Genomic DNA, 24,714 nt, shown 5'->3' with positions numbered 1-24,714 from the left:
CACCGCCACGTTCGAGTTACAATAAGGCGTTATGACCGTCTTCTTCTGTCCTTTATTATACCGGCTCCATTAGAGCGCACCTTGCCGGATGTTCGCGGTACCATGCTGAACATCCATTTTCAGCGCGTCTGCATAGAACACGCTGCCGGTCAATTGAGATGCACGGCACGCCCTTATGGGACTGGCCTCGGGCCGTATATAACCGGCGGTTTCCTGAACAGCTTGCTGCACAGGTGCGCTTGGGTCTCTCCGCGGCAAACCAATTCTCATCCAAATGCTAAGGATGCATTACCCAACCTTTGAAGGTGGGCTTCAAGTCAAAGTATGTGCAGACAAGCATGCCAACAAAGCCACGCATCAATCGTTTGACAGCGTTTAATGGCGCGACCGCGACTTACTTAAGACGGCCAGGACCTCCACTGAACCCAAAATTCGCAGTCTGCAGGAGTTGGACTTTGCCATCGAACCGCTCAAAAAAATCTGTGCTCGTTTGAATTACCTACGCAACAGATGGTTTTTCGAAAACTCATCATTAGAACGCTGATTTGATGTGTTTTTGATAGCCCAAAAATGCACAACATCACTCTAGTTTGGCGGATGTGGGAAGGTGCGCCAAAGTTCCAGCTGTTGCACAACGAGAGCAAGTACGACCGATGAATATTTAAGCCATGGCAAGTTCATCCTGGAACTGGCGAAGGCGATCGCAGGCGCCGTCAATCGAAGCAAGATAAGTATCGCTAAGCGCCGGCAGTTCCTCAAAGCGGCCGGAGGCGGCGGCCTTCTCCATCCGAAAGCAAAGATCCGAAAGTCCCGTCAAACCAAGATTGGCGACACTGCCCTTGATCCGGTGCGCCAGCCGGCCGACATCGGCCCACTTTTCCTCCGCCAGCAACCCGCGCAGCTCGTCGTCTGTCTTGCGCAACTCGCCCGAAAGAAGGTCGATGATTTCAATGGCGATTTCCTCGCTGGTATTGCGCACAAGTTCATCAACCATTTCCGCGTCATAAGCTGACACCGGCAAGATGTCCGCAGCGCTCCCATCCGCTTCGGGTTCCTGTTCCTGCTCTCTCGCCGCCACATCCTGGTCTTCGGCTGCCTCCGATGCAGCGACAGTTTCCGCCCGGCCCCTACGGTTTTCAGGAGAAAGCCAATAGGCAAGACATTGCCCGAGCTCCGACCAGTGCACCGGCTTGCCGAGATAGTCGTCGAAATCTTCTGAAATAAGAGTTTCCCGATCACCCGACATCACATGTGCCGTGACCGCAACAACCGGAACACGGGCCTTCCCGCTCCCCATTCCCCGAATGGCCTTGACCGCTTCGGTTCCCGTCATGCGGGGCATGTTCACGTCCATCAGGACCAGATCGTAATCACGGCCCCGGACAGCCTCCACCGCTTCGTGTCCATCGCCGACCGTTTCCACTTTCAAGCCATAGCGCTCGACCATGGATTTCAGGATGAGCTGGTTTGCCGGATTGTCTTCGGCAAGAAGCACGTTGCCCGAGAGGGTCCCGACATCTTCCGGTCGTTCACTCCCGCGGACCAACGGCCTTTGCCGCGCGTCTACAGCCTCTGGAGAAGTCGGGCTCAACGGCAATTCGACCCAGAACAAACTACCGCCGCCGGGTCCGCCCTCGACTCCGATGTCTCCGCCCATGATGTCGACCAGGCGTCGGCAAATAGCCAGACCGAGGCCGGTGCCGCCATCTCGCCCCGTCGACCAGAACTCGTCGAACAGGATTTTCCGGTCACTTTCCGGCACGCCCTTGCCGGTATCCAGAATTTCAAACCGCAGGAAAACGGAAGGCTCGGCAACAGCGATTTTCCGGCAGCGCACCTTGACACTGCCCTGGTCTGTAAACTTGACCGCGTTGCCGGCCAGATTGAAGAGTATCTGCTTCAGGCGATCCGGATCGGCTATCACTGCAGTCGGCAGATCCGGATCGAACTCCGCAGCCAGGGCCAAACCTTTTTCCTCTGCCTTGGGACGGAGAACGGCAAGAACATCCCCAACAATCTGCGTCAGGTCGACGGGAACCGGGTCCAGTTCCAGCCGCTCCGCCTCCATCTTGGAGAAATCCAGGATGTCGTTGATCAGACTGAGCAGACTCTCGGCAGCACGCCGTCCGGTAGCGACGAACTGCTGGTTCTGATTGTCGAGTGTCGTCTCGGAAAGCAAACTCAGAGCTCCGATGACCCCGTTCAGCGGGGTCCGGATCTCGTGGCTCATGGTCGCAAGAAACCGGGATTTGGTCTCATTGGCTATTTCCGCCTGCAGTCTTGAGTCATCAAGAGCCTGCTGCTTCTCCTTCAACTCGGTGATGTCGACACGGAACCCGACACATCCGCCATTGGGCGTTCGGCGCTCGACGATACGAAGCCAACGCCCGTCTTCCAGTCTTTGCTCCACCGGCTCGGACGGATTGTTGTGGGCGGCCATACGCTCAATGAGCCATTCATCCTCACGTCCGACCGCATCGGGGTACTGCCCCATTTCGAGTCCGTATCGGAGAACATCCTCAAATCTGTTCCCTGTCTCAATCAACGGCGCCGAGGCGGCGTAGAGCTCCTTGTAACGGGAATTGAAAAGCGAGATCCGGTCTTCCGCATCGAAAATCACAAAGGCGTCAGGCAAGGTATCGAGGGCTTCGGTTAACTGACGCTGAACGATCTCGGCCTGCCTGCGCGCCTGCCTGAGTTCCTCTTCCCGCTCCTTGGTCTCAGTGATGTCCCGCTCGATGGCGATGAACCGGATAACGTTCCCTTCACTGTCATAAACAGGCTGAACATCGATCGAGACCCAGTAAGGCGTCCCGTTCTTCGCATAATTGATCAACGCCTCGTTGAAGCCGCGGGCTTCCCGCAATGCGGCGCCAATACGTTCCACGACCAGCGGGTCAGTATCGTCGCCCTGCAGCAGCGCCCCCGGCTTTTTCCCTATAATTTCCTCGGAGGCATATCCGCTGATTCTCTCGAACGCATCGTTCACCCATTCGGTGAAACCATCCCGGTCCGTGATCACCACCGCGTTGTCCGTGCGGGATGCAACCAGCGACAGCATTCGCTCGGTTTCTTCCGCCCGCCTGCGTTCACTGATATCGCGGAGGATCGCCGTGAAAATCTTCCGGCCGCCGACATCAACGCGGCCAATGGACAAATCCAGCGGGAACACAGTGCCGTCCGCTCTGCGGCCTTCAACTTCCCGACCGATGCCAATGATCCGGCTCTCGCCGGTTTCCAGATGCCTGCGGATATAGTCGTCATGTCTGGAAGCATCGGATTCAGGCATCAGTATCTTTACATTGCGGCCTACGAGCTCGCCGCGCGGATATCCGAATATCTGTTCCGTCGCCTCATTGACGGATTCTATGATCCCTTCCGCGTCAATCGTGATGACAGCATCCGCAGCATTCTCGAGCACAGCGTTCAAGCGCGCCACGCCTTCCTCAAGCTTCAATGCCGTTTCAGCAAGCTCCACATTCTTCCCGCGCTCCAGATCGGCCATACGGCCGAGTGCGATTACCGCCTGACGGTCACGGTAGAGGAGAAAACAGACGAATCCGCTCAACCCGAGCAAGCCTGTGACCACAAGAAAGAGAATATTGGCAAAGCTCTCGTCGGCCGCTTCGGAGCTGCCGTCTGCAGCATCGACAGGGACGATTACTTCTTGGACGCCGCGAACGGCTCCGACCGTCCAGTCTTTCTTCGGACTCTCGGGGTGCGAATTGTGGCAGTCGACACAGGACTGGGCCATCAGAACCGGGGTGAAATATCGAATCATATCCCGGCCATCGATATGAGTTTGGACCGAGACGCTCTTGACTTCGTGCCCCTCAAGCCGTTCAAGCGCCTGACGCTCAGCATCGTCCAAAATCCGGCCTTCCCGGCCTGGAAAGGGGTGGCGGCTAAAGAGCAGGTAATTCAGCTTGGCTCCGCGTTCGCGCAGGAAATTGCTGAAGTCCATGGCCATGGTGAAAGGCAAAAGCGCTTTTCCGCCTTCGGCATCCGGTCCGTGGGCAATATCGCTACCCGCCTCGATCGCGCGCGGCAGAACCCGCTCCGAGTAGTAGGAGCGAAATGCAGAGATTCCCTGCGTGAGGTTCTCTGCGGTCCGCAAAGCACCCATTTCCCGTTCCGATTTCTCGTGACGGTCGATCAATGTGTAAAGGGCAATGCCAAAGATGGCCGTGAACAGGACAAAACTGGCAATAACCAGAGCCAGCGGCACCGAGCGCTTGGATTCCACGTTCAAGTTCTGACTTCCCCCCGTCAAACCCGAGCCTGCCCAAAAGCCATCCTAGCGACGAGCGCAGAGCTTTTGAACAGATTCAGGCAAGCGCTTCCTCAAGCCGCCTTGCTGGTGACACGGTCTTCGGAGGCAATCACATCCGTCAAGGTCGCCAGCAGGCACTCGACAAGCGCGGGAGCCTCGCCCTCGACCATGACCCGGATAACGGGTTCGGTGCCCGACGGCCGCACGAGAACGCGCCCCTTACCAGCAATCGCGCGTTCAGCTTCCGACACCGCGGACCTGACGGCGTCTCTCTGGACAACGGATCTGTCCCTGCACTGAACGGCGACAAGGTGTTGAGGCACCGGTTCAAACAGGCGCAGAACCTCGCTCGCCGGCCGGCAAGTCTCGATCACTGCCGCGATAGCCTGCAAGCCGGCGATAAGCCCGTCGCCTGTCGTTGCGATATCACCACAAAGCACGTGGCCGGATTGCTCGCCGCCGAGGTTAAGCCCCTTTTCCCACATACATTCGGCAACATGCCGGTCGCCGACCTGGGTACGGTGAAGTTTCAGACCCTGCTCGCCGAGCCAGCGCTCAAGTCCGAAATTGGACATCACAGTCGCCGCAATTCCGTCGCCGGTAAGGCGGTCTGCCGACGACCAGCGCCGGGCGATGCAGGCAAGAAGCTGGTCACCGTCAGCAATATGGCCACGCTCATCGACAAGCATGACACGGTCGGCATCTCCATCGAGCGCAAGGCCCAAGTCCGCCCGGTATGTGATCACCGCTTCGGAAAGTGCCTGGGGCTCAACTGCACCGCAGGTGTCATTGATGTTCCGGCCATTCGGACTGACATTGATTGCGATGACATCGGCGCCGAGTTCGTAGAGCACGCTCTCCGCCACTTTGTACGCCGCGCCGTTGGCGGCATCCACGACGATCCTCATGCCACGCAGGCTGAGTTCGCGGGGGAAGCTCGCCTTTACGAACTCCGCATACCGGCCGATCGCGTCTTCGACCCGGCGGGCACGTCCGACACACCCGGCATCCGCGAGCGTAATCTGTTCGGGCGCGGCGACAAGGTCGGCAATTCGCCGCTCGACATCGCTGCTCACCTTGCGTCCGTCAGGACCGAATAGCTTGATACCATTGTCGTCGAACGGATTGTGCGACGCCGAGATCATCACTCCAAGATCTGCCCGCATTGAGCGGGTTACCATCGCCACACCCGGGGTCGGGAGCGGCCCCGTCAGCACGATGTCCATCCCGACCGACGCAAAACCGGCGGCCAGGGCGTTTTCGATCATGTAACAGGACAGTCGCGTATCCTTGCCTATCACGACAGAGTGGCGCTCGCCCGATGACGGGGGATGCAGGCTCCCTGCAGCCTGGGCAATACGGACAACAACGTCGGGACGCAGGTTACCGGCATTTGCCTTGCCGCGAACTCCGTCTGTACCAAAGAGGGCATCAGTCATTTTGACCTCGTTTTTCCCGCGCCACCGGCGCGCTTTTCCATCGGGCTGCGCGCGAAAATCGCGCGTTCCATTAAATCGAAGGCGAGTTGCGGCATTTCGGTGAATGCGAAGCCGGTTCCTGACGCATTAATCCGCACCACGCGCGCAAAAATGTAAGCGAACGGGGATTCCGTAATCGGATCCAGCGACAGCCGCGTGAGCACCCGGTCGCCGACCTCCAGACTGGGAATCGTTTCTGCAAGTAGGAACCCTCCAAGGCTCCAGTTCGCCGCAAGATAGGGCACGCGATCGATATCGATCCAGAGCGGACGGCAGGTCCGCCCATTGGTACGCTTGTGGGAAGCTGTACGATGCCGGGCCATTGTTCTCTCCTCTCTCTACTGGCCTCGACCGAATGCCATGACCATCACGGTCCGGCAGACGACCTTGGCTTCCATAACCAGCCAGGAAAAGGGCGACCGCATCGCCAGCGCATAGCTGAAATCGTAAAGAATCTTCGACCGGACATCGTCGAGTGTCTCGTCGTAACCCTGGTTGACTTGCGCCCAGCCGGTAATGCCGGGACGCAATCCCCAGGTGCGCTCGATATAGAACGGGATCTCCTGCTCCAGCTTGCGGCAGAAGCTCGGTCGCTCCGGCCGGGGTCCCACAAGAGACATCTCGCCGCGCAGGACGTTGATCAGCTGCGGCAACTCGTCGAGCCGGGTTTTGCGCAGGAACTTCCCGACACGGGTGATCCTGTTGTCATTCTTAGAGGCCCAGACCGCACCTGAGCGGCTCTCTGCGTCGGACCTCATGGAACGGAACTTGTTCATCTGGAATAACTCGGAGAACGAGTCGGTCGTCCGCCCCACGCGAAGTTGTTGGAACAATACCGGCCCCGGACTCTCCAATCTGATAGCAAGCGCGATCAGGGGAAACAGCGGCAGGGCCGCGATCAGCAAGCTGCCTGCTCCGAGGATGTCGACCAAGCGTTTTGCAACCACCACAACCGGGTGAACAAACGGCTGCTGCGAAACAGGATCCTTGTTCGCTAGCGGTTCATAGGTTTTGGCGATTTCAATCGTCATGGCAATCACTCCTCAGGCCGGATTGGCGCCCCGCTCAGGGGCTCTCAATAGTCCAAGAGCAAACGCCGCGCCAAGTGACGCCAAAGGAATAAATATATAAAAATCAGATAGTTGAATAACCCCCATCCCGACAAACAGTAGCACTGTTGCAGAGGCCAGCAGCGCAGAACGCAACAGGTGATGCGGAATGCGAACGCGCCGCTGACTGAAAACGAAAAAGAGGACAAGACGAACAGACTGCGCGATCAGGGTCGCCGCGATTGTCCCCATCACGCCGAAAGGCGGAATCAGAAGGATGTATCCCGTGACGGCGACCACCGCAGCCAAGCCGTTGAGGCACATTGGCAGGACCGTGGTCTGCCCGGCATAGCAGCCGACATTGACCAGATTGGAGGTCGTGTGAAGCAGTGCGATCAGTGCCAGCCACGGAACCAGGCCGGCCGCCGGATGATAAGCGAGCGGTGTCATCCAGGTGATGACATATGGCCCCAGAGCGGCGACCCCGCTGACGACCATAACGCCATAGACAAAGCCGATGCCGACGATGTCAGCGCTCTGGCGCCGCCCTTCCTCGGTCTCAAGCAGGCTGAAGCGCCGCGGGAACCACCACATCTCAAACGGTTGCATCGCGAGCGCCGCGATCAGCCCGAATTTCGCAGCCAGGCCGTAGAAGGCGAGGTCTTCCACGGAAACATGTCCTGCAAGCACCCAGCGATCGAAACTGCCGAGACAGAATCCGGCCATACCACTCGCAACCAGAGGCATGCCGTAGCCGAGCGCCAGCTTGGCGTGCTTCCGCCGGATACCGATCCCCGCTTCCCGGACCTGTAAGCCGACCAGAATCACAGCAACCAGACCATCGGCAATCAGACCGCCAGCCAGCACCGCTGTAACACCGCCGCCGGCAATCAGGAAAACCGCTACCAGGCTGGCCTGAACCGCTGCCTTCCCGACAGATACCACCGCGAACAGGGCCGGCCGATCCCGGTATCGAAGATAAGCCAGAGGCACCTGGATTGCCGCGGTAAGGGCAAGCGAAGCGGAAAGAATCCGCAGGTCGATCAGGGCGACCGGCACCGGCGTCATTTCGACCAGGGCGGGAGCTGCAAATTGCCCCGCGATCCCCAGCAGCAGTCCGACTGACAGCGAAAAGCCGAGCAGGGTCGACGGCATTCCCTCCTCGCGGCCGAAACGAAAAAGCACATCCGCAAGCCCGAGCCCGAAGACGATTCCGGCAACGTCGGCGACGGATGCGAGAAGCTCGACCACGCCATATTCGGCGGGGCTGAGATGTCCCGTGACCAGCGGCAGCATCAGGAATGACACGCCTTTACCGAAAACAAGGGCGACCGCGTAGAACGCGGCGCTCCGGACAGCCGGGTTACAGATCAGTGCTTTCATCAAGCTGCCCGCCCCAGACACGAGACAACCGCCGTCAGGTACTCCGCCTGACGGCGGGTCGTAAAATTGGTGATGACCCTTTGCCGTCCGGCCTGCCCCAGGCGATACCGCTCTTCCGGCGACCAGGAGACCGCGGTCCGGATCGCCGCCGTGAGCGCATCAAGATCGCGCGGCGGCACGAGAATGCCGCAACTCTCATTGACGATTTCCTTGAGCCCCATGAAAGTCGAGGCAATGACAGGTACTTCCATTGCCATTGCTTCCTTGGTGACCAGCGGACCCGTGTCGCGGCCGCCGTCCTCACCCTCGAAGAAAGGAGCGAGCAAGGCCGTGTAACTCCCGAGATTGGCTGTCAGCCATTCGGCCGGACGCGATCCGAGAAAGGTCACGCTCGCCGACAGTCCGAGGGCAACGGTCTGTTCTTCCAACTCGGAGCGCATTATCCCGTCGCCGACGATATCGAAGGCCGGGCGTTCGGACGGTGCGAGCCGCGACAGGGCACTCAACACATCCTGAACGCCTTTGCGCTCGATCAGACGCCCCACATATATCAACCTCGGCTCACCGGGGTTACCGTCGCTTTCCGGTCGTTTGAACCGGTCCACCTCGATCCCGCAGGCAATCGAGGCGACGATGGCGTTGCTGGTCAGGTCAAGGAAATGCGCGCGTGTGTCCTCGCACGTCGCGACCGCGAAATCCGCGTGTCTCAGCTTCGTATCCAGATCGGCCGGGGTCCCGAAGACATCCGTTCCATGTCCTACGAAGGAAACCGAAATACCGGCAAGGCGTCCTGCCGCAATGGCATGTCCGGCTGCGCCCCAGGCGAAATGGGCATGAATGTGTTCGCAGTTCCGGCGATGCAGAACGGACGCGATCTTGGCCGCATTGAACAGAAGCGAACGGCCTGGAAGGCCGCGCTGTTCCGAGATGAATTCCCAGGCCCGGCCGATCCGGCTGCCTGAGCGCATCAGTTCCAGCCCGGCGTCGAGCGAACCGATCTCGTCCAGATAGACCGTTTGCGCCGCCAGAGCTTCATCCGCCGGCTGGCTTTTCCCCTGCGGGCGCCGCATGGCGATGATTTCAACCGGATGGCCGAGCGCCGCAACGGCGCGGATCTCGTTTCCGACAAAGGTTTCAGAGAGAACAGGGAACTCGTCGATCAGGAAAGCGATGCGCTTCATCCGGAAACCTCCTTGGCACGGTAGCTGCTGCTTACCCGGCAAGTCGCAACATGAATGCCAAGGATGAAAACCATGCCTCACGGAACCGAAACACCGCTCGTTACGATCGTCACACCGGCCCGCAATGCCGCAGAAGACCTGCCCGGGGCGCTGGAAAGCGTCCGTTCGCAAGGCATCGACAAGTTTCAGCATATTGTCGTGAATGACGGTTCGACCGACGGCACGGATGCGGTTTTGACCGATGCAAGCCGCAACGATTATCGCATTATGCAATTGCACAGCGACGGCATTGGACCGGCGGCGGCACGTAATCTCGCGATCAAACATGCCGAGGCGCCGCTCATCGCTTTTCTGGATGCGGACGACCGATGGCGGCCCGGCAAACTGGCGCGGCAGGTTGCCTTTCACGAGGCCCATTCAGACGTGCTGCTCAGCTTTACCGATTATGAGCACTTCACACCCGCCGGTCAGTCTCTCGGCCTCGCCTTCCCATTCTGGCCTCTCTACAAGGCGCTCCCCCAAACAGGGGCGGACTTCGGCCGGATCGAAAACTCCGCCCCGCTGATCTTTGCGGAGAACGCCGTAGGCACATCCACGGTCGTCATCCGCAAGGATGCCTTTGAGGCGAGCGGCGGGTTCGACCCGGACCTCCGGTCCGCCTCGGACTGGGAGTTGTGGCTGCGGCTCGCGCTACGCGGCCCGGCCGCTTACTCGACTGAACCGGCAATGGACTATCTCGTCATGCCCGGCTCGGTCACCAGCAACCGGGCACTCCGGATTTCCTGCATGAACAGCATCGTCGAGACCTATGAGCCGTTGATCGCGCCGATGGACCGGCACGCGGTTCGTGCAGCAAAGGCCAGAATCGATATAGCGCGCGCCGAGATGGCCCGCGAAACTGGAGATCATTCCCAGTCGCTGCGCTTCCATCTCCGCGCCTTGCGCGCCAATCCGACCCGCCGCACGGCACGCTCGGCCATTGCCGACATGCGCAATCTGCTAGTGGCCTGAACCATGTTTTTGAGCTCTCGGATAGGTCAGACACTGGCCGCTGTCGGGATCAGTTGCTTCGCAGGTGCAGCCTGGTATGCAACCAAAACCCCTCTGGCCGCGCTGGCTCTCGCACTGGCACCTTTCGCGGTTCTGATCGTTTTCCGCTTCCCGGTCGCGATCGTTGTCGGCTTCGTCGTGTTCTCACTGTTCAGGATTCACGAAGCCTATCCGATGCTCTATTCGCTGCGCATTCCGCAGCTCCTGGCGATGGGGGCACTGGCCACCCTCGGCTATCAGTTCGCGACGCGGCGCCTGACCCTGTTTCTGACCCCGGAACTGAAAGTCGCCCTCACGTTTTTCATACTGGTCTCTCTCGGCGTCATATTCGCGAGCAACTTCGGACTGGCGTTCGGCTTCTGGAGCGGCACTTTCGTGAAGATCGCGATCATGGTCTTCGCCATTGCCTGGCTGGTCCAGAAACCGGGCGACCTCGCGCTTGCCAGCCGGGTGTTCGTCATAGCCGGCTTCCTGGTCGCTCTGGTCGCAATCCAGAACCGGCATAACGGGATCGGTCTTGTCGAAGGCACGCGCGTGACCATCGGCAGAAGCTTCGGCTCGATGCTCGGGGATCCGAACGACCTTGCACTGGTGCTTCTGTTTCCGGCCAGCTTCGCAGTCGCAATGATCCTGCGCCGAGGGCTCGGATTTCATGACCGTCTTATCGGCCTCGCCGGTCTGGCGACAGTCATCCTCGGGATCGTCTACACACAGAGCCGCGGCGGATTGCTCGGCTTGATGGCGGTCTGTGGCGTCTACGCCTGGAACCGGACAAAGAACAAGATGCTGCTGGTGTTGGCCGGAGGAGCCGCCGGGGCTGTTCTCTTCGTCCTGGCCGGTGTCGGAGACCGTTCGGTCGTTGCTGCGGCAGACGGTATCGACGAGTCCTCCATGGGGCGTCTTTACGCCTGGGAGGCAGCGTTCCGGATGGCCCTCTCCAATCCCCTTTCCGGGGTCGGCCTCGACAATTTCTACGCCAACTATTTTTTCTATTCCTCGCACTGGGACGGCAAGAACCATGCTGTGCACAGCACCTGGTTCGGTGTCCTTGCTGAGTCAGGTTTCCTGGGTTTCGGCGTCTTTTGCACCATGGTCGGGGTGACCCTGCGCCGCGCCATAGTGAGCGAGAAGGAAGCGCGCCAGTGGCCGGCCCATCTGGACCGGGGCGTTGCCTGGACAGGTGCGACCCGGGAAGCATTGCTGGCGGGACTTGCCGGGTTCTGTGTTTCGGGCACGTTCCTGACCCAGGGCTTCATCTGGCCCTTCTACATCATGCATGCCCTGATCGTTGCCGCAGACCGCATTTCGCCAGATCGCATCGGTATTCTCCCCGGCGTTGCAGGACGCAATGCAAGCTCCGATGCAGGTTGCGAATCTCCCGTCCTCGAAAATACAAAAATCAATAAAATTCAATAACTTAACTTCTGGCACACCACTTGCGGAAGCTGGGTTGAACAATCTTTGGAGGATCCTATGTGCGGGATAATCGCTGGAGTAAACGGCAGCTTCATGGCCCACGCCCTGATCGACGGCCTGCGTAAGCTGGAATATCGTGGTTATGATTCCGCAGGCATCGCAGTGCTCGGCGAACGCATCAAAGTTCGACGCGCTGTCGGTCCAGTCGACCAGCTCGAGCTTCTGCTGCGCGACCGTCCTGCCGACGGCAGCATCGGGATCGCTCATACACGCTGGGCCACACACGGCAAGCCAAGTGAGATCAATGCCCATCCGCACGTCCATGACGGCATCGCTGTCGTGCAGAACGGGATCATCGAGAACCATCAGGAACTGCGACGCGAGCTGATTGCCGCCGGACACAGCTTCCTCTCCGAAACCGACACAGAAGTCATTCCACACTTGATCGTCGAGGAACTTGCCAGGTCGAGCGATCTCGTCAGCGCAATCCGGCGCGCCGCGGCGCGTATGCGCGGCCGATATTCGATCGCCGTGCTCGACAAAAGGGATCGCGACACCATCGTGACCCTGCACATGGGCAGCTCCCTTGTGATCGGGCGCGGAAACAACGGTGCCTGGGTCGCGTCCGACGATGTCGCCCTGACCGACCGCGTGACCGATATCGCGAGCATTGAGGAAGGCGACATCGCCATCCTGAAACGCTCCGAGATAAAGATCCTGGACAAAAAAGGTACCGTTGTTGACCGCGAATGGGCGCCCGTCGAAGAGAGCCAAAGCACAACCGCCTCGACCGAATGGCCCGACCATACGCGCCGTGAAATCGACGAGCAGCCGACGGCTGTCGCCACAACACTGCGAAATCTCGCCAATCTCGACATTCCGGAATGTCTGGTGAATGCGGACCGTATCCAGATCGTCGCCTGCGGCTCGTCCTACTATGCCGGCATGCTGGCCCGGCGCTGGTTCGAGGAACTTGCGCATATCCGGGTCGATCTCGAAATCGCATCCGAATTATCCACGCGTCCGATGCTCGACACCGACAAGACGGCCGCCATCCTGATATCCCAGTCCGGCGAGACGGCGGACACCATCGCCGCCCTCGACCTTCTTGAAGCCAATAGCGTGCCGACCGTCGCGATCGTCAATGTCGCCCGCTCCCAGCTCGCACGGCGCGCCGACTATTTCTGGCCGACGAGTGCCGGTCGGGAGATCGGGGTCGCGGCCACGAAGACCTTTGTCTCGCAGTTCACCGCCATTGCCCAGCTAGCCCTGCGCGTTGCCCGGTTAAAAGGCGAGGTATCGATCTCACGGGCCGTGGAACTGCAGGCCGAACTCTGCCGCCTTCCATCATCAATCCGGAACATCTTCGGATGTGAAGCGCAGGCACGTGATATCGCCTCCCGTATCAAGACGTCCGAAAGCTGTCTGTTCCTCGGCCGCGGCGCCGACTATGCGTCGGCCGCCGAGGGTGCCCTCAAGCTGAAAGAGCTCTCCTACATTCATGCCGAGGCCTACCCGGCGGGCGAACTCAAACACGGTCCTATTGCCGTCATCGCCGATGGCCTGCCGGTAATCGCCTGCGCCAGCCGCGGCCCAACGCTGGAAAAGACTCTTTCCAACCTCGCCGAGGTAAAGGCCCGCGGTGCCTACACGGTCCTGATTACGGAACGGGGAGAACTCGAATGTGACGCTGCCGACGACGTTATTCGCGTGCCGCAGGCAAGCCCGTTCATTGCACCGATCCTGCATGTCGTCGCCATGCAGTTCCTCGCCTATCACACTTCCAGCCAACTCGGCCTCGACGTGGACAAGCCGCGCAACCTGGCCAAGTCGGTCACGGTGGAGTGACGGACATGAGCGGTTTCAGGCACTGGGTGAAGGAACGCCGCCATCCCGTCGCGAAGGCGATCTACGGCATCGCCACGGCGCGGCGTCATCTTGAAGTTCCGGTTATTCCCGGCATTCACAAGGGTCTTTACCATCTGCATGGAAGCGTCGTGTCCGCATTCCGGGACTGCACCCGGATCTTCTACCGGACACCGATATTCAGGAGCCGCCTCGCGCGCTCCGGCCGCCAGCTCTATCTGGACGGCGCCGGTCTGCCCCTTGTGCTCGGACCGGTCGAAATCGAGATAGGCGACGACGTTCGCCTGTCCACCCAGGTCACGATCAGCGGCCGTACTCGGGCTACCCCCCGCCCGACACTCAGCGTTGGCCGCAATTGCGACATCGGCTGGCAGACGACGATTGCCGTCGGCAGCCGTGTCGTCATCGGCAACGATGTGCGGATCGCTGGTCGTGCCTTCCTCGCCGGCTATCCCGGCCATCCGCTCGACCCGCTCGCTCGGGCCGCAGGCGAGCCTGAAACCGAAGATCAGGTCGGCGACATCGTCCTTGAGAACGGTGTCTGGCTCGCAACCGGTGTCACTGTCAGTGCCGGCGTCCGCATCGGTGCCGGAACCGTCGTCGCCGCCGGAAGCGTGGTTACCCGAGACCTGCCGCCGGGCGTTCTCGCTGCAGGCGTTCCAGCCCGTCCCATTCGCCTTCTCGTGCCGCTCGCGGCAACGAACGAAGCTGCCTGAGGTCCGACATGTCCGTATTTCTCGAATCCGTGACCCTCGCCGCAACCGGCCTCGTCGCCTATCACCACGCTTTCTACCCTGCTTTGCTGCGTGTGATCGCCCGGCGCGGCAACGAACCCGCCAAAGCGTCCGGGCGCGACTTCCTCGCCACCATGGCGGACAGCGATCTGCCAAGCGTGACAGTTCTGGTCCCCGCCTATAACGAGGAGAAGGCTATCGCCCAGAAGATCGCCAATATCCTCAGCCTGGACTATCCGGCGGATCGGCTCGAGTTGCGGATTATCTGCGACGGATGCACGGACGAGACCTACGCGGAAGCCTCGCGCGCGGTCGAATTCGACGAACAGGCCCTGGGGCGCGTGACAGTCGTCAACTGCCTCGAAAACCGGGGCAAGACAGCCGTCCTGAACGAGCAGATCGAGCGCTGCGATACAGATCTGGTCGCGCTTACCGACACATCCTCAATTCTCGCCATCGACGCTCTTCTCCACGCCGCCCGGCATTTTGCCGACTGGCGGGTCGGCGTCGTGTCCGGGACCTACCAGTTGATGGAGCCCGGATCAGCCGGTGAAGCCGCCTACTGGCGCTTTCAGACCGCGATGAAAGCCGCGGAAGCGCGGATCGGCGGCCTGATCGGTGCCCATGGCGCCTTCTATGTAATCCGCCGCTCCAGCTTCCGGCCGATCCCTGCCGATACGATCAATGACGACTTCGTAATCCCGATGTGTATCGCGGCAAACGGTCTGCGCACCGTCTATGACCCGGAGGTCCTGACCTATGAGCTCGACGGCACATCTCTCTCGGTCGACCGTCAACGCCGCAAGCGCATTGGCGCCGGTAACATGCAGCAGGCTATCCGCCTCGTCGGCCTGCTCCATCCCCGGCATGGCGGCATGGCCTTCGCCTTCTTCTCCAGCAAATTCCTGCGGGCTTTCATGCCCCTGATCCTGGTTCTCGCCTGGCTCGGCTCACTTGCACTCGCCCCGACATCGCCGGTCTTCGCCGTACTCGCCGCTGGCCAGAGCGCGGGCTACCTGCTGGCCGCCCTGGTGCAGATTGCCCCCGGCCTGCCATGGGGGCGTGTCGGCCGCACCGTCCACTATCTGGTCCAGGCCCATGTCGCCAACGGCATCGGCGCTCTCGACTATCTTCGGAACCCGAAGCGCGGCCCCTGGCGCCGCATCGTCACCTGAGGAGATCCGCGCGATGGCCGCATTTTTCGCCACTCTGAAAAACGGTGACATTTCCACCGTCGCCTTTTCCGCAAACCGTGCGACTGAAATACACCGCTTCGATGTCCCTTCAGGCCTTCTGATTGCCTGGGGCGACCCAGGCACGCCTGTCGACGCCACGGCACTCTTCACGGCCCTCAGCGATGGCCGGGCTCCGGAACTCTGGGGCACCAGTGCCGTTATGTTCGACCAACTCCGGGGCAGGATCGTCGCCGCAACGGACGTCCTTGGCCTCTATCCCGTCTCGCTATTCCGTTCCGACAAGGAAATCGGTGCGGCAAGCGCGACCGCGACGATCCTCGAAAATCGTCCCGAACTGGCAAGCAGCGGCGATCCCGCCGCCGCGACCGAACTGCTCGGCCTCGGCCAGCTCCTCGGCAACCGAACCGTTTTTCCGATGGTTTACCAGTGTCGCCCAGGCGCTTTGGTTTGCCTGCAACCTGGTCACGCACCCAAGCAACTGAGCGAAACATACCCGACACTCGGCGCCACGAGCAGCAGCCCGCGACAAGCACTGGACACATTGGTCAGCGCCGTCGACCGCTGCCTCCGGGCCTCTCCCGAGGCCATGATCCCGCTGTCGGGCGGGCTGGATTCCCGCCTCCTGCTCGCCTGTGCCCTCGCTTCCGGCCATCAGCCTGACACCTTCAGTTACGGCGCCCGGACGAGCTCCGACCGGCGCATCGCACTCGGTCTCGCCGGTGCCGCAGAATGCTGGCATTTCGAAGCCGACATCGAGGCCGAGCAGATTGCCTGTCACGCCGACAGAGTCGGTTGGATCGGCGCCGGAGAGGTCGCCGTAAACCACGCCCATGGTCTTCTCGCCGCCGAGACGCTGACAGAGATCGCCGGACGGCCGCTGATCACCGGCACGGGTTCTGAAACATTCCGCTGCTTCTACTACGACCGCGGCGCTCCGGGACTTGAGTTGCTCGGCTCATCACTGGCACGCAAACACCTCGCTCCGAGGGCGCTCCGGTATGTGATGGAACATATGTCCGGCGGGCGTCTCGAAGCACTTGCCTCATCCGGGGTGGCGATGGGCCAAGAGGCCCTGGCCAGGCTGGAACAGGAAGTCTCCTGCCTTCTGGAACAGACGGACACACTCGCCACTGGTCTCGACCTCGCCTATCTGCGCCTTCGCGTTCCGCGTTTCGTTGTCGCGGGACAGCAGCTTCTGGACGATGTTCACCCCCGTTTCCATCCGTTCCTCGACCGCGATGTCGTTACAGCAATGTCGGGTTTGCCGGTTCATCGCCGTATGGCCGGAGGCTTCCATCGCTGGGCCATCAAACGATTGGCTCCGGAGCTTGCCGCGATCGACTGGGACAAGACCGGACGTCCTCTGTCGGAGGGCTTGACCCTTGCCGAGCGCTGGCCGGGACTGGCCGCGCGGGTCGGCGTTTCGGCACGTTACGGAAAATCAGGCGCGCCTCTCACCGACTACTCGGCCTGGGCCCGAGGCGCAGACGTATCGCAGCTCGCGGGACATGTGGCCGACTGGACCGGTGTTGCCGGGCAAAACCGCACGTCCTTCGTCAACTGGGCGGCCGGTCTCGACCAGCTCCGAGCCACCGGCACGCTGTCCGCCCTGGCCAGCATCTCGGCATTCGCCCGCAACGATCATTCGGAGGCCGCGTGAGATGAAACGTCCGCTCGTCATGTTCGGAGAAGACTGGGGCGGCCTTCCCAGTAGCAGCCAGCACCTGGCAAAACGCTTTGCCGCTGATCGCCCTGTCATCTGGGTCAACTCAATCGGCCTTCGGCGGCCGCGGCTGAATGCGAGCGACGCCGGGCGCGTCCTGCGCAAACTCCGGTCGATGGGACGCAGCAACCAGAAACCGGCCGCGGTCCCGGCAGCGCAGGACAAGCCGGATAACCTGACAATCATTCACCCCCGCGCCGTTTCCTGGCCCGGAAACACGCTAGCGTCGGCCATCAATCGTGCCAGTCTCGGCGCCCAGATCAGGGCGGCGCTCAAACAGCAAGACCTTGAAAACCCCATTCTCTGGGCCTCGCTGCCGACCGCCGTCGACGTTGTCGGAACTCTCGGCGAAGCGGCAGTCGCCTATTACTGCTGCGATGATTTCTCCGGACTTGTCGGCGTCGACCACATGCCGGTCACACGAATGGAAAAGAAGCTCGCGCAGCAGTCCGACATTGTCTTCGTGACCAATGAGGCGCTGGAGAGAAAATTCGAGGGATCCCGGATCTCGGCCCTGCCGCACGGCGTCGATTTCGATCTTTTCGACCGTCCGGCGGACCGACCTGCCGACCTTCCCGACGGCAAGATTGCCCTGTTTTACGGCAGCATTTCGGACTGGCTCGATCAGGATCTGATGGCGCGCACGGCCGAAGCCCGGCCCGACTGGACTTTCGTCCTGATTGGCAAGGCCGATATTTCCCTGGACCGGCTCTCATCCATCGCCAACATCCGCCTGCTTGGCCCGCGTCCACACCACGCCCTGCCGGGCTACGTCCAGCATGCGGATGTCGCCCTGCTGCCGTTTTTGGACACGCCGCAGATCCGGGCCTGCAATCCCCTGAAACTGCGCGAGTATCTCGCCAGTGGGACATCGGTGATCAGCACCGAATTCCGCAGCCTCGCCCCTTATAGAGATGCCGTTTCTGTCGTCGCCGACACAGCGGATTTCAGTGCCGCTCTCGACCGGATCGATAACAGTCCGGCGGCGCGGGCGGCCCGCAAACAACTTGTCGCATCCGAGACCTGGCACGCCCGGGCGGATCAGGCTCTTTCTGCGCTCGAAGGGATCGCAGCATGAAAACCCTCATATTCGCCGTACTGATCGCGGCACTCCTGTCCGGCGGCGCCTGGTTCCACAACAATGCCGGCGCAACCGGTTACGACCTGCCGATTAACGCGCTTGCATCGGCTCCCAACGATGCCGAGATCGTGGTTACCGGCAAGAACGGCCTCGACGGACCGGCGGTCATCGTTCTGCGGATCGACGATGCGCAATCGACCGACTATTGGAGCCGGGTCAATCTTGAGCGCAAAGTACCGCCCGGATTGTTCACCTTTCGCGTTCCCATTGCCTCTTTGAAGACACCGCGCCGGCATCCCCTTGACCGGCAGACGCTGACACTCGCCAAGCTGTTCGCGTCCCCTTCCGATCAACGCGTCGCCGTCGAGCATGCGACGGTCGAGATTCCCGTACCGGTACACGCTCCGGCAAGCGATGTGATCGCCCTCGATTTCGGTCCCGAAGACGGTGCGATCTTCCCCGGATTTGCAAAGGTCGCTCCCGGCGACCCGATGATGATCGGACGAAACCTGCACACCCGCGACCGCCCGGGCGGAGACGCATTGGTCGCCGACGGTATCGAGGGCATAGAACGCCTAGTTCTCAAGCACCGTCCCGGCGTCTGGCAGGTGACTCTCTGGACCGAGGATGTCGGCGAATGGGAGTACCTGCCCCATGCCCTCGAACGGCGTATCCGGATCAACGGCGAGACCGCATTCTACCGCCGGATGACCCATGCCGACTGGCGGCGCCAGATCTATCTTGAGGGCCGTGGTCACGAATGGCATCTGGGCAAAACCGCCTGGGACGGTTTCGGAGCACGGCGCGGCGGAAAAGTGACGCATGTGGTCGACAGCCCCGACGGCCAGATCAGCATCGAATTCGCCGGCTCCAATCTCTCGGCCACTTTCCTGTCCGGCCTTGTCCTTACATCTGTCGGTGATGCCCAGACTCTCAAAAACATCGAGGCGGAGCGCCGGAAACGGTTCGACGAGACCTGGCGTTTCAAGACGCCGGACATAGTGGCTGAACCCGCGGCGGACACCCTCAAACTCACCGGCGGCGGCACCGTCTTCGCCGCGCCGGGGACGCATGCAAGGTTCGAAATCACCGCACGCTCACCGCATGAAATCATCGACCCGGCCCCGTCTCTCGCCGCGCCCGAGCGCCACGGCACCTTCCTGCCGGGAACCATTTTCGCGGGACACTGGCGCCTGACCAGACCGGAAACAGCGTCAACTCTGCTCGTCGCCGATGACCGTCACCTGCGTGGCGATGCAGATGCCCTCTCCATAGTTCCAGGGTTGCCGAGACGCTACACAGTGCTCGTTCCGGTACCGGAGGCCACTCCTCCCGGGCTTTACCGGGGCCAGATCACGGTTGCTGGCCGGGCCTTGCCGATCTCGGTCGACGTGCTCGACATCGCACTTCCTGAAACAGACAAGACCATCGGGCTCTACCTCGAAGATCTGCCCCTGCACCGCTGGTTCAAGACTTCCGCGACAGAAGCGCGGCTTTGCGATCTCTCCGCGCTGAAGTCTCTCGGTCTGACCGGCGTAGCGCCTCCCATGACCGCACCGAAGACCGCCGACGCGCGTGAAGCGATGATGCGGGATATCCAGGTCGTCAGGCTCGCCGGGTTCTCCACGCCGCTGCTCGGCTATACGCCGCTGAAACGCCTCCAGGGCCGGGACAACTGGACGGACCTGCTGCTGCAGGCGGAAACCGTGCTTACCGGCAGAGGAGAGAACATCTACTGGTCGGCAGCAGACGAAGTCTCCAATGACGGTCACGACCTGGAAAAACTCCGGGCCTGGATCGGCGAGATCCGCAAGGCGGCACCGACGGCTCGTATAGCAGGCCATTTCAATGCAGAGCGCGATCAGGAGGTCGCCCCCCTGTTTGACCTCGCCCTGATAAATTCAGGATACGGGCTCGATCAGGACTCGATCAATGCGCTCAGGGATAACGGAACCAGAACCATGATCTACAATGTCGGCCAGACCCGATTGGCTGCCGGCACCTTCCTCTGGCGCAACGATCTCGACGGCTACCTGCAATGGCACGCCCGGATGCCCACCGCAGACCCGTTCGATCCGACCGATGGTCGCGAGGCTGACGTGCAGTGGCTCTATCCGACGCCGGACGAGTGCCCGCGCGTTCCCGATATCGACCGCGGCCTGCTCGATATGGCCGATGGTATCACCGATCTGCGCTGGCTCTTGTGGCTCGACCAGGAAGCGACGCGAAATGCAACGGCCGTCGCACTTCGCGAGGTCATACTTGATCGCGTCGCGGGCGACTGGTCGACGGATAAGAACTTGAGTCACATGGATTTATTTCACCTGCGGGAGAGCATCGCGACATTGGCACGGAACCTGCGGATCCCGGACTGAGTTGTCTCAGTTTGCATCCGGCACGAGCCGGACGAGGAGGTTCCGATGCAGAAGTTCCGTAACACAGCGAAAGCCTTTGCCTTGTTGGCCGTACTGGCCACCGGCGCCTGTGCCCAGTCGCCATTCGATCTGATCGCACCGTCAGATCTCGCGCTCATGAAATCAGACCGGGATATCGTCCCGTCCGACCCGCTTTCCGTCGAGGTCATGCTGGCTCGGGTACGTGGCGATTTCATGCCTCCCGCAGCCGAAACGGCCGGCACCACGCACGGCATGTCCGGCACCAACTTTGTGGCCGGTGCAGGATCTGATCTGACTGAGGACATCACGCTCGAGGAGTTGCGACGCCAGGTCGCGTCCAGAGAGGTCGATACCGCCGACACGGGCTGCAAATGATCTCGATCCTGTCACTGCGGGACATCATTCTCAGGATCGCTTCTGCGGCCTGGCAGCGACGCTATCTCATCGTCGTTCCTATCCTGTTGATGCCCCTTGTTGGCACCGCCATCGGCATCGTGACGCCGCGCTATTTCACGGCGAAGACAACGTTGCTCATTCAGGAGCCGACCAGTCACAACCCGTTTCTGCAGGACCTCGCCATATCGACGCGTCTCAAGGATCGCATGGACGCGCTTGTGGAGCAGATTCGCATCCGGAAATCGCTTCAGGAAGTTCTCTGGAATCTCGGTTGGATCACAAAGGACACCCCTTTGCGCCAAGTCGAACAGATGGCGGAAAGACTCAATGCCAGCCTGATGTTTCGCCTGACCGGCGGCGAAGTCGTCGAGATTACCTATCGCTCAAACGTGGCGGAGGGCATGGACAAGCTGCTGAACGAGATCAGTCGTCAATTCGTGACCAGACTACTGGCGCCCGGACAGACAGCCGTCGACGGCTCGGAAGAATTTCTGCGAAAACAACTGCAATCCAAACGGCTTGAACTGGAAACGGTAGAGCGTCAGCTCGCCGACTTCAAATCGGAGCATGCCGACTCCCTGCCGGAGCTGCATACCCGCAACGTCGATCGCCTCGCCGAAGTTCGCCGCCTTCTTGCCGACAAGAAAAGCCAGCTCGCAGGAGACCGGGCGAGTTTCGCCTCGATCAAGATGAAGCTTGTGGAGACCGATCCCGTCGTCGGGCAGCTGGACAAGGCGCTGGTCGCCGCGCGCACAGAACTCTCGATCCTGAGGTCCCGCTATACGGACCAGCACAGCATGGTCAAGGCAGTGCTCCGTCAGCTCGGTCAGCTTGAAAAGGAGCGCGGCGAAAGAATCGCACTTGGCCGCAACCTTCTGAACAACGATCCGGACCGGCTCTGGAACATGATTTCCTCCGGCGTGGCCGAGGGACAGGGGCTCGTCGTCTCCCAGCTGGAGAGATTGCAGGAAGCGAAGGATCAAATCGAGCGGCTCGAAAAAGAAATCGAGACCCTCGGTGGAGAGGAAGTCGTACTGCGCGAGAGGGTCAATACCTTCGGCATGGTCGAGCAAACCCTGACCAGCCTGCAACGCGACGTGACTGTTCGCCGGAAGATCGTGGGACAACTCGCCGAACGATTTGAGATGGCACAGGTGACCGGATCTCTCGGCCGCTTCGATTCTTCTGAAACCGTGAAGATCGTTAACCCGCCATTGGTTCCCAAGGCCCGTAGCGGCCTGCCGACCTTATTCTACACCGTTCTGGGTGTTGTCGCCGGCTTCGCGCTCGGAATTGGTCTCGCCGTGGTCGTCGACATTTCGGACACAACCATTCGCACCACAGACCATGTGGAACGCATCTCGGGGCTGAAGGTTCTGACCCGGTTGCCCCGCGTCGCCGGCTACGCCCCCCCACAAAGCAACAATCGCGGAAGCCGCCTTATGCGCTTCTTCAGACAGGAGGCAAAAGCATGAGCAATCATGTCGTCCAAATCGTCCAGCACCTGCGCCCCGGCGGCCTTGAATGTCTGGTCCTGGATCTGCTTCGTCGAAGCCATTGCCGGAGCACAATCATCTCCCTGGAGGGATCACGGGAAGAAGCCGTCAGTGCCTGGCCGCGGCTGCAGGAAATCTCCGACCGGATCCTGTTCATGGAGAAACCTCCGGGGCTTTCGCCACGGCTGGTTTTTTCGCTCGCGCAAACACTGAACGAGATCGGTGCCGATGTCGTACACACGCACCATGTCGGCCCGCTTCTCTACGGTGGGGCCGCAGCGCGTCTCGCCGGGATTTCCAGGCTTGTTCATACCGAGCATGACGCCTGGCATCTCGACTCACCGCGCCGCAGGTTCATTGTCAGAACCGCCATGCAGACATTCCGTCCACTGCTTGTCGCAGACGCCCCGAACGTTGCCGGACAAATGAGCCACCATCTCGGCTTCGAGAATATCATGGTGGTTCCGAACGGGGTCGATACCCAGCGTTTCACCCCCGGAGACACAGAGACAGCGCGCGCCAGACTGGGGTTGCCATCCGGCGTTCCTCTGTTCGGCATCGCCGCACGTCTCGAGCATGTGAAAGGTGTCGATATCCTTATCGACGCGATGACCGAATTCCCCGAATTGCATCTGGCAATCGCCGGAGACGGCTCCGAGCGGGAAGCTCTGGAACGGCGCGTCAACGTCAACGGCATGGCCGGCAGGATACATTTCCTTGGCCGGGTCGATGCCATGGTCGACTTCTATCGCGCTCTGGACCGGTTCTGCCTGAGTTCCCGGGCCGAAGGCCTGCCTCTCTCCTTACTTGAAGCGCAGGCCTGCAGCATCCCGGTAGTCGCGACGAATGTCGGAGGCGTTCTCGACGCCATGGATCCCGGATCGGGTTTCATCGCAGCCAGAGCGGATCAAGCGGCCGTGGTCGACGCCATATATGGGTCTCTCGCCCGAATGCAGATCTCGAACCCGCGAAATTTCGTCATGGAGCACTATTCGCTCGACCGCATGATGACCGACTATGAGGAGCTCTGGCATGGAAGCACACCTGACCTGCCGACCGACATGGCAGCTGCTTGATTCAAGTGCTATCGGCGGAATTGAAACCCATGTTCTCGGACTGGCTAAGGCACAACGAGAGGCTGGCCGGGAGACCCGGGTTATTTTCCTGGCCAATCATGGCGCACATCCACTCCGCGACCGGCTGGACCGAGCCGGTATTCCGTGGCGCTGCCTCCCGGGATCCATGAAGGATCTCGTGACGGCTATCGCGGAGGAGCAACCGGCGCTGGTTCACACCCACGGTTACAAGGCCAACATTTTCGGCCGGATCGCCTGCAGACGCACCAGGACACCACTGGTCTCGACCTTTCACAACGGTGATACCGGAACCGGCAAAGTCCGGCTCTACACCCTGCTGGACAGGCTGAGCGCGCCGCTCGGTAAAGCCGTCGCGGTGAACCAGAATATCGCAGCCAAGATATTGGGCGGCGCCGCCGTGGTCCCGAACGGTGTGCCGGTTCCTCGGAGTTTCCCCGAGCGCCGCGGGCTTGAGATCGCATTCGTCGGACGGCTTTCGCACGAAAAAGGCCCCGACCTTTTCTGCGACATCGCGCGCGGCCTGCCCGATCTCACTTTCAGCATCTATGGCGACGGCGCAATGGGCGACACTCTGAAAGCCGGCGCGCCTGCAAACGTGACCTTTCACGGAGCTGTAGAGGATCTGGATCGTCGTTGGCCCGCCATCGGCCTGCTGGTGATGCCGTCCCGCGCGGAGGGCCTGCCCATGGCGGCGCTCGAAGCAATGGCACAGGGTATTCCGGTTGCCGCGTTCGATGTCGGGGCGCTACGGCAATTGACAGATGCCGGACGTGGCTGGTGTGCACCGGCCCAGGATGCGGATGCATTGCGCGACGCGATCCGGGTCTGGTCCCGCCTCGGAGAAGCTGAGCGTTACATCATTGGCATGCGGTGCTGGGAGTATGTCCGGGACGAGTGCT

The 24,714-nt window shown here is 61.0% G+C and carries 18 protein-coding genes; 12 read left to right on the top strand and 6 right to left on the bottom strand.

The window, feature by feature from the left end; all coding sequences use genetic code 11:
- Positions 1-661 precede the first annotated feature (661 nt).
- The 6 genes from IG629_RS14350 to IG629_RS14325 form a co-directional block, all read right to left on the bottom strand.
- Entirely contained in the window at positions 662-4,246 is a 3,585-nt protein-coding gene (locus IG629_RS14350) for a PAS domain S-box protein (RefSeq protein WP_319025092.1), read from the bottom strand.
- Positions 4,247-4,344: 98 nt separating this feature from the next.
- Positions 4,345-5,712, bottom strand: a complete 1,368-nt coding sequence (gene glmM / locus IG629_RS14345) for a phosphoglucosamine mutase (protein WP_193172629.1) — start codon at positions 5,710-5,712, stop codon at positions 4,345-4,347.
- Positions 5,709-6,074, bottom strand: coding sequence for a PilZ domain-containing protein (locus IG629_RS14340; RefSeq protein ID WP_193172628.1), 366 nt, complete (start codon positions 6,072-6,074; stop codon positions 5,709-5,711). Before IG629_RS14340 ends, glmM begins: the two co-directional genes overlap by 4 nt.
- Positions 6,075-6,089: 15 nt before the next feature.
- Entirely contained in the window at positions 6,090-6,782 is a 693-nt protein-coding gene (locus tag IG629_RS14335; protein ID WP_193172627.1) for a sugar transferase, read from the bottom strand.
- 12 nt (positions 6,783-6,794) lie between these two features.
- On the bottom strand, positions 6,795-8,183 hold the full coding sequence (locus tag IG629_RS14330; RefSeq protein WP_193172626.1) for a lipopolysaccharide biosynthesis protein: 1,389 nt from the start codon (positions 8,181-8,183) through the stop codon (positions 6,795-6,797).
- Entirely contained in the window at positions 8,183-9,364 is a 1,182-nt protein-coding gene (locus IG629_RS14325; RefSeq protein ID WP_193172625.1) for a glycosyltransferase, read from the bottom strand. Before IG629_RS14325 ends, IG629_RS14330 begins: the two co-directional genes overlap by 1 nt.
- A 72-nt stretch (positions 9,365-9,436) precedes the next feature.
- Here IG629_RS14325 and IG629_RS14320 point away from each other — a divergent pair, with 72 nt between their 5' ends.
- The 12 genes from IG629_RS14320 to IG629_RS14265 form a co-directional block, all read left to right on the top strand.
- Positions 9,437-10,375, top strand: coding sequence for a glycosyltransferase family 2 protein (locus tag IG629_RS14320; RefSeq protein ID WP_193172624.1), 939 nt, complete (start codon positions 9,437-9,439; stop codon positions 10,373-10,375).
- Positions 10,376-10,378: 3 nt separating this feature from the next.
- Positions 10,379-11,830 (top strand): O-antigen ligase family protein, encoded by a 1,452-nt coding sequence (locus tag IG629_RS14315; RefSeq protein WP_193172623.1) that lies wholly within the window; start codon positions 10,379-10,381, stop codon positions 11,828-11,830.
- Positions 11,831-11,887: 57 nt separating this feature from the next.
- The gene (gene glmS / locus IG629_RS14310) at positions 11,888-13,678 is read left to right on the top strand and encodes a glutamine--fructose-6-phosphate transaminase (isomerizing) (protein WP_193172622.1); all 1,791 of its coding nucleotides are present in this window, start codon (positions 11,888-11,890) and stop codon (positions 13,676-13,678) included.
- Between the two features lie 5 nt (positions 13,679-13,683).
- Positions 13,684-14,412, top strand: coding sequence for an acyltransferase (locus IG629_RS22885; protein ID WP_036553156.1), 729 nt, complete (start codon positions 13,684-13,686; stop codon positions 14,410-14,412).
- Positions 14,413-14,420: 8 nt separating this feature from the next.
- Complete coding sequence (locus IG629_RS14300) at positions 14,421-15,605, top strand: glycosyltransferase family 2 protein (RefSeq protein WP_193172621.1); 1,185 nt, start codon at positions 14,421-14,423, stop codon at positions 15,603-15,605.
- Between the two features lie 13 nt (positions 15,606-15,618).
- Positions 15,619-17,286, top strand: a complete 1,668-nt coding sequence (locus tag IG629_RS14295; RefSeq protein WP_193172620.1) for an asparagine synthase-related protein — start codon at positions 15,619-15,621, stop codon at positions 17,284-17,286.
- A 1-nt stretch (position 17,287) separates the two neighbouring features.
- Positions 17,288-18,427 (top strand): glycosyltransferase, encoded by a 1,140-nt coding sequence (locus tag IG629_RS14290; RefSeq protein ID WP_193172619.1) that lies wholly within the window; start codon positions 17,288-17,290, stop codon positions 18,425-18,427.
- On the top strand, positions 18,424-20,805 hold the full coding sequence (locus IG629_RS14285) for a hypothetical protein (protein WP_193172618.1): 2,382 nt from the start codon (positions 18,424-18,426) through the stop codon (positions 20,803-20,805). The genes IG629_RS14290 and IG629_RS14285 overlap by 4 nt, the downstream gene beginning before the upstream one ends.
- 45 nt (positions 20,806-20,850) lie before the next feature.
- The gene (locus tag IG629_RS14280) at positions 20,851-21,201 is read left to right on the top strand and encodes a hypothetical protein (RefSeq protein ID WP_193172617.1); all 351 of its coding nucleotides are present in this window, start codon (positions 20,851-20,853) and stop codon (positions 21,199-21,201) included.
- Complete coding sequence (locus IG629_RS14275; RefSeq protein WP_193172616.1) at positions 21,198-22,697, top strand: GumC family protein; 1,500 nt, start codon at positions 21,198-21,200, stop codon at positions 22,695-22,697. Before IG629_RS14280 ends, IG629_RS14275 begins: the two co-directional genes overlap by 4 nt.
- Complete coding sequence (locus IG629_RS14270; RefSeq protein WP_226886735.1) at positions 22,694-23,794, top strand: glycosyltransferase; 1,101 nt, start codon at positions 22,694-22,696, stop codon at positions 23,792-23,794. The genes IG629_RS14275 and IG629_RS14270 overlap by 4 nt, the downstream gene beginning before the upstream one ends.
- The coding region (locus tag IG629_RS14265) for a glycosyltransferase (protein WP_193172615.1) at positions 23,751-24,714 on the top strand (964 nt) is incomplete at its 3' end. The genes IG629_RS14270 and IG629_RS14265, both read left to right, overlap by 44 nt.

Source organism: Nisaea nitritireducens (assembly GCF_014904795.1).
In the GTDB taxonomy this organism is placed as follows: Bacteria; Pseudomonadota; Alphaproteobacteria; order Thalassobaculales; family Thalassobaculaceae; genus Nisaea; species Nisaea nitritireducens.
This window is presented reverse-complemented; position numbering and strand designations above follow the sequence as displayed.